The sequence below is a fragment of the Micromonospora maritima genome (assembly GCF_902825405.1).
GTDB lineage: Bacteria > Actinomycetota > Actinomycetes > Mycobacteriales > Micromonosporaceae > Micromonospora > Micromonospora maritima.
In genome coordinates this window covers 1-6111 of record NZ_CADEAU010000326.1, presented here as the reverse complement: position 1 = coordinate 6111, position 6111 = coordinate 1, and the positions used below count along the sequence as shown (strand labels likewise).

The window sequence follows — 6111 nt, the reverse complement described above, 5'->3', positions numbered from 1 at the left end:
GCGGCGGCCCGGTCCGCGCCGCCGGCCCAGCCGGCCAGGGCGGCCCGCAACGTCTTGCGGCGCTGGGCGAACGCGGCGTCGACCACCGCGAAGACGGCCTGCCGGGGTACGTCCGGGCGGGGCGGCTCGCGTCGGGTGAACGCGACCAGGCCGGAGTCGACGTTGGGCACCGGCCAGAACACGTTCGGCGGGACCTTGCCGGCGGCGCGGGACCGGGCGTACCAGGCGAGTTTGACCGACGGGATGCCGTAGACCTTGGAGCCGGGGCCGGCGACGAGCCGGTCGGCGACCTCCTTCTGCACCATGACCAGGCCGTGGCGCAGGGTGGGAAGTTCGGCGAGCAGGTGCAGCACGACCGGCACGGCGACGTTGTAGGGCAGGTTCGCCACCAGCGCGGTCGGCGCCGGGCCGGTCAGATCGGCGGCGGTGACCCGCAGCGCGTCGGCGGGGTGCACGGTGAGCCGGGCGGCGTCCGGGCCGGCGAACCGGGCGGCGGTCTCCGGTAGCGCGGCGGCGAGCGTGGGGTCGAGTTCCACGGCGTGCACGTGCGCGGCGACCGGCAGCAGGGCCAGGGTGAGCGAGCCGAGCCCGGGGCCGACCTCCAGCGCCACGTCGTCCGGGGTCAGCCCGGCGGTGGTGACGATCCGGCGGACGGTGTTCGGGTCGTGCACGAAGTTCTGGCCGAGCTTCTTGGTCGGCGTGACGCCGAGCCGCGCGGCGAGTTCCCGGATCTCCGCCGGGCCGAGGAGTCCGGTCACGCCCCGTAGCGTAAGCGCCTGGGCGTTGCCGTTAGGAGGGGCCCCTTCTTATCGCCTGGCGATAAGAAGGGGCCCCTCCTTTCACCAAGGGCCGAACGCGCGGTCACCGTTGGTGGAGATGGCCGCGCACAGGGTGTCCAGGTCGGCGCCGGTGGTCTCGGCGAGGAACCGGACGGTCAGCGGGATCAGGTACGACGCGTTCGGCCGTCCCCGGTGCGGCATCGGGGTGAGGTAGGGGGCGTCGGTCTCGACAAGCATCTGCTGCGGCGGGGTGACGGCGGCGGCCTCCCGCAGCGCGGCGGCGCTGCCGAACGTGACGGTGCCGGCGAAGCTCAGCAGGAAGCCGCGACGGACGCACTCGCGGGCGAAGTCGGCGTCGCCGGAGAAACAGTGCATGACGACGGTGTCCGGCGCGCCCTCGTCGTCGACGATGCGCAGCACGTCGGCGTGGGCGTCGCGGTCGTGGATGACCAGCGCCTTGCCGTGCCGCTTGGCGATGGCGATGTGCGCGCGGAAGCTCTCCTCCTGCGCGGCCCGCCCCTCGTCGCCGGTGCGGAAGAAGTCCATGCCGGTCTCGCCGACGCCCCGGACCCGGGGCCGGGCGGCCAGCGCCTCGATCTCGCGCAGCGCCTCGTCGAGGTCGGCCAGGCGGGGCGCCTCGTTGGGGTGCAGCGCCACGGTGGCCAGCACCGGGGCGTACCGGTCGGCCACGTCGGCGCCCCAGCGGGACGACTCGACGTCCACGCCGACCTGGACGAGCCGGTCCACCCCGACCCGGGCGGCAACGGCGATTGCGGCGGCGACCGGGTCGTCGCCGGCGGTGGCGCCGCCGGGCGTCCCGTACTCGCCGACGGTGATGTCGAGGTGGGTGTGGCTGTCCGGCACGGGCCGGGGCAGCGGCTCGGGGGCGGGCGGGAACTCGCCGGCCCGGCGGGCGGCACGCTGCTTGCGGGTCTCGGTCTGCTCGGTCATCGCGGCCAGCATCACACACCCGCCGGGGCCGACGTTCCCGGACCGCCACCGGCTGTTCACACGCCCAACATCTGGCCGGCTTAGCGTCCCGGGGTGACCGTCACCGACCAGACCGGCGGGGCCGCCTCCGAGCGGACCGGGTTGCGCGTGACGTACGACGGTCGCGTGCACCCGGCCGAGGAGATCGCCCGGGGCGCCGCGTACGAGCTGTTCAGCGCCGACGAGGTGCCCGGCTTCGAGTGGTGCCCCCGGCCCGGGGTGGCCTACCCGTGGCGCAGGTTCGTGCACGCGACCGAGGTGGGCGCGGTGCACGGGGCGGCCGAGCCGACCGAGGACGCGGACCAGCCGCTGCTGATGCCGCTGCACCGGGACCGGGGCTGGGCGTACGTGCACCAGCTCAGCCAGCAGCCGGGGGCGGCGGGTGACCCGACGTTGGCGGCGGTACGGGCGTCGGCGGTGATCCGGCCGGGCACCCGGATGGTGAAGGTGCTGTCCGCGCGGCAGCTCGCCGGTTACGTGCGGGGCTGGCTGCCGCACGGTTTCTGCTACCGCGAGCACGACGTGGCGCACCTGCGGACGCCGGCGGGCATGGCGGTGCTGCGCGGCGACCCGGAGGGCGGCGACGTGGCGTACGTGTTGCGCTGGCGGGCCGCCGACCCGGCCGACTACGACGTCCCGGTCGGTCCGGCCCACCGGGGGCTGACCGCGCTGCCGCCCCGGGACCGGCTCGGGCCGCCGGTGCTGGGCACCGGGTTCGTGCCGAGCAACGCCCAGCTCGTCCCGGAGTTCGTCACCCGGGACTTCGCCGACCTGCCGATGCCGGCGAACGCCACGCTGCTGGCCTATCCGGCCGAGGGGGTGGAGGTCGTGCTCTACACCTACCAGGCGGAGCAGCGCGGCTGGTTGCGTCTGGCCGGCCCGCAGTGGCGGCACCTGCTGGCCGCGGTGCCCGGTCTGGCCGCCGACCAGGAGTACGTGCCGACCGGTGACGCGCCGCGCTCCACCCAGCTCGTCGGCGCGTACGGCGGGACGGAGTACGAGGCGGTGGCCGACCAGCCGGGCGGGTTCCGGGTGCTGGCGATGACCCGGGCGGCCCGCTACCCGGTGGAGGCGGCGGCGCGCCGGCTGCGGACGGCGTCCTGGCGCGGAGTGCCCTGCCTGGTGCTGCGGGAGGAGGCGGGGTGGTCGCGGTTGCGGCTGTCCCGTCCGGATCCGGACGGGGTGGCCGCGACCGGGGCGCAGTGTCACGAACGGGGTGTGTACGAGGTCTGGGCGCCGGGGGCGGAACTGGCCGACGACCGGGTGGTGGATCTGCCGTATCCGCACCGGGGCGCATAGACGGCGGCTGGTCGGGAAGGCGTGGGCGTCCGAGGCCCCACGCAGGAGGATGTGTTCCGACATGCCTTTCGTCACCGTCGGTACGGAGAATTCCGCACCCATCGACCTGTACTACGAGGATCACGGCTCCGGTCAGCCGATCGTGCTGATCCACGGGTTCCCGTTCAACGGGGCGACCTGGGAGAAGATGAGCGGTCCGCTGCTCGCCGCCGGATACCGGGTGATCACGTACGACCGGCGCGGATTCGGCAGTTCCGCCCAGCCGGCGTCCGGCTACGACTACGACACGTTCGCCGCCGACCTCGACGTGCTGATGACCGAACTGGACCTGCGCAACGCGATCCTGGTCGGGCACTCGATGGGCACCGGTGAGGTCACCCGCTACCTGGGCGCGTACGGATCGGACCGGGTGGACCGGGCGGTCATGATGGCCCCGTTGGCGCCGTACCTGCTGAAGGCGCCCGACGACCCGGAGGGCGTCGACAAGAGCCTGTTCGAGGGGTTCCAGAAGGCGATCATCCAGGACCGGTTCGCCTACCTGACCCAGTTCTGCGACGCCTTCTTCAACGCCAGCGAGAACCGGGGCAAGCTGGTCAGTGACGAGGCGTACCACGCGCACTGGCAGATCGGCGCGCAGGCGTCGGCCAAGGGCACCCACGACTCGGTGGACGCCTGGCAGACCGACTTCCGCGGTGACCTGCCGAACATCGACGTGCCGGTGCTGATCATCCAGGGCGACAAGGACAACGTGCTGCCGTACCCGGTGACGGGTCAGCGGCTGGTGAACATGCTGTCCGACGCCAAGCTGGTCACGCTCAAGGGCGCGCCGCACGGCACGCCGTGGACGCATCCCACCGAGGTCAACAAGGCCATCATGGAGTTCATCGGCAAGCCGAGCATGGCGACCGCCTGACCGGGCGGACGGCCGCGGCCCCGGGGATGCCCCGGGGCCGCGGTCACGCGTGCGTGGTCAGCCGGCGAGGCGGGCCAGTTCCTCGTCGACGATGGACGGGTCGAGCTTGCGGAACACCGGCTTCGGCGCCGCGAGCGGCCGGCCCACCTCCAGGGGTACGGACTCCCAGCGCGCGCCGACCGTGTAGTCGCCGGTCAGCACCGGGTACGCCGGCCCGCCGTCGAGGTCGTCGACCTCCTCGACGACGGGCATCGGCGCGTGCACGCCCGTGCCGCCGAGCAGCTCGTGGATCTTCTGGGCGGAGTGCGGCAGGAACGGCGTGAGCAGCGTGTTGGCGTCGCTGACCACCTGGAGCGCGACGTGCAGGATGGTGCCCATCCGGGGCTTGTCGTCGTCGCCCTTGAGCTTCCACGGCGCCTGCTCGGACAGGTACTTGTTGGCCTCGGCGACGACCTTCATGGCCTCGCCGATGGCCTGCTTCTGCCGGTGCCGGGCGATCAGGTCGCCGACCACCGCGAAGCCGGCCTTCGCGGTGTCCAGCAGCGCCCGGTCGGCGTCGGTGAGCCCGGCCGGGTCGACCGGCGGGATCGCGCCGAAGTTCTTCGCCGCCATCGACACCGACCGGTTGACCAGGTTGCCCCAGCCGGCGACCAGCTCGTCGTTGTTGCGGCGGAGGAACTCGGCCCAGGTGAAGTCGGTGTCGTTGCTCTCCGGGCCGGCCACCGCGATGAAGTAGCGCAGCGCGTCGGCGTCGTAGCGCTCCAGGAAGTCCCGGACGTAGATGACCACCTTGCGGGAGGAGGAGAACTTCCGCCCCTCCATGGTCAGGTATTCGCTGGAGACGACCTCGGTGGGCAGGTTGAGCCGGCCCAGCTCGCCCGGCTCACCGTCCCGGGAGCCCTCGCCGGAGTAGCCGCCGAGAAGCGCCGGCCAGATCACCGAGTGGAAGACGATGTTGTCCTTGCCCATGAAGTAGTAGGAGCGGGCGTCCTTGCCTTCCCCGTCGGCGGACCACCACTTGCGCCACGCCTCCGGGTCGCCGGTGCGCCGGGCCCACTCGATGGAGGCGGACAGGTAGCCGATGACCGCGTCGAACCAGACGTAGATCCGCTTGTCGGACCGGTCCTGCCAGCCGTCGAGGGGGATCGGCACGCCCCACTCCAGGTCGCGGGTGATGGCCCGGGGCTGGAGGTCGTCGAGCAGGTTGCGGGAGAAGCGGAGCACGTTCGGCCGCCAGCCGTCCCGGCTGTCGAGCCACTGCCGCAGCGCGTCGGCCAGGGCGGGCAGGTCGAGGAAGAAGTGCTCGGTCTCCACGAACTCCGGCGTCTCGCCGTTGATCTTGGACTTGGGGTCGATCAGGTCGATCGGGTCGAGCTGGTTGCCGCAGTTGTCGCACTGGTCGCCCCGGGCGCTGTCGTAGCCGCAGATCGGGCAGGTGCCCTCGATGTAGCGGTCGGGCAGGGTACGGCCGGTGGACGGCGAGATCGCCCCGGTGGTGACCTTCGGGACGATGTAGCCGTTGCGGTGCAGCCCGGTGAACAACTCCTGCACCACCGCGTAGTGGTTGCGGGTGGTGGTCCGGGTGAACAGGTCGTACGACAGGCCCAGCGCCCGCAGGTCCTCGGCGATCACCCGGTTGTAGCGGTCCGCCAGCTCGCGCGGCGTGACCCCCTCGGCGTCGGCCTGCACCTGGATCGGGGTGCCGTGCTCGTCGGTGCCCGAGACCATGAGCACGTCGTGGCCGGCCATCCGCATGTACCGGGCGAAGACGTCGGAGGGAACGCCGAATCCGGATACGTGGCCGATGTGGCGCGGGCCGTTGGCGTAGGGCCAGGCGACCGCGGCGAGAACGTGACTCATGAGCGTCAAGACTAGTGAGTGCTCCGGGCCGCCCGCGAACCAATAGGGCGGGCGCTCCCGCCGTACGTCCGATTTGTCGCCGACACGCGGCCTGAGCTGCCCGGCGAGCCCGGTGCACCGGTGTGAAATGAACGTCGTGACCAGTAGACCAGCGGCACCCGAGCCGTCGGCGGCCGCCGCGCGGGCCGCGCGGCCCGCGCCCGGCACGTCGGTCGCCCCCCAGCCCCGGCTCGATCCGGCGGACCCGCCGGTCGAGGTGGAGCCGACCAC

Annotated in this window: 5 protein-coding genes; 2 read left to right on the top strand and 3 right to left on the bottom strand. The window is 72.8% G+C overall.

The genetic code is table 11. The features are described from left to right. Both rsmA and HUW36_RS23315 read right to left on the bottom strand, forming a co-directional pair. Positions 1 to 758: 16S rRNA (adenine(1518)-N(6)/adenine(1519)-N(6))-dimethyltransferase RsmA (gene rsmA, locus HUW36_RS23320; protein WP_174530135.1), on the bottom strand; the 758-nt coding region annotated here is incomplete at its 3' end. Between the two features lie 81 nt (positions 759 to 839). Then, on the bottom strand, positions 840 to 1742 hold the full coding sequence (locus HUW36_RS23315; RefSeq protein WP_174530134.1) for a TatD family hydrolase: 903 nt from the start codon (positions 1740 to 1742) through the stop codon (positions 840 to 842). A gap of 81 nt (positions 1743 to 1823) precedes the next feature. Between HUW36_RS23315 and HUW36_RS23310 the strand changes: the two genes are divergently transcribed. Continuing rightward, positions 1824 to 3068 carry a hypothetical protein gene (locus HUW36_RS23310; RefSeq protein WP_174530133.1) on the top strand — a complete coding sequence of 415 codons (1245 nt, stop codon included), beginning with the start codon at positions 1824 to 1826 and terminating at the stop codon, positions 3066 to 3068. Between the two features lie 61 nt (positions 3069 to 3129). Next, on the top strand, positions 3130 to 3981 hold the full coding sequence (locus HUW36_RS23305) for an alpha/beta fold hydrolase (protein WP_174530132.1): 852 nt from the start codon (positions 3130 to 3132) through the stop codon (positions 3979 to 3981). A gap of 57 nt (positions 3982 to 4038) precedes the next feature. Here the strand turns inward: HUW36_RS23305 and metG are convergent, their stop codons facing one another. Next, positions 4039 to 5841: a methionine--tRNA ligase gene (gene metG / locus HUW36_RS23300; protein WP_174530131.1), complete on the bottom strand. Its 1803-nt coding sequence runs from the start codon at positions 5839 to 5841 to the stop codon at positions 4039 to 4041. Positions 5842 to 6111: the final 270 nt, after the last annotated feature.

Bases quoted from the DNA above. Each gene is read 5' to 3' on its own strand.
- HUW36_RS23305 (WP_174530132.1), top strand. From the start codon at position 3,130: ATGCCTTTCGTCACCGTCGGTACGGAGAATTCCGCACCCATCGACCTG.
- HUW36_RS23315 (WP_174530134.1), bottom strand. From the start codon at position 1,742: ATGCTGGCCGCGATGACCGAGCAGACCGAGACCCGCAAGCAGCGTGCC.
- metG (WP_174530131.1), bottom strand. From the start codon at position 5,841: ATGAGTCACGTTCTCGCCGCGGTCGCCTGGCCCTACGCCAACGGCCCG.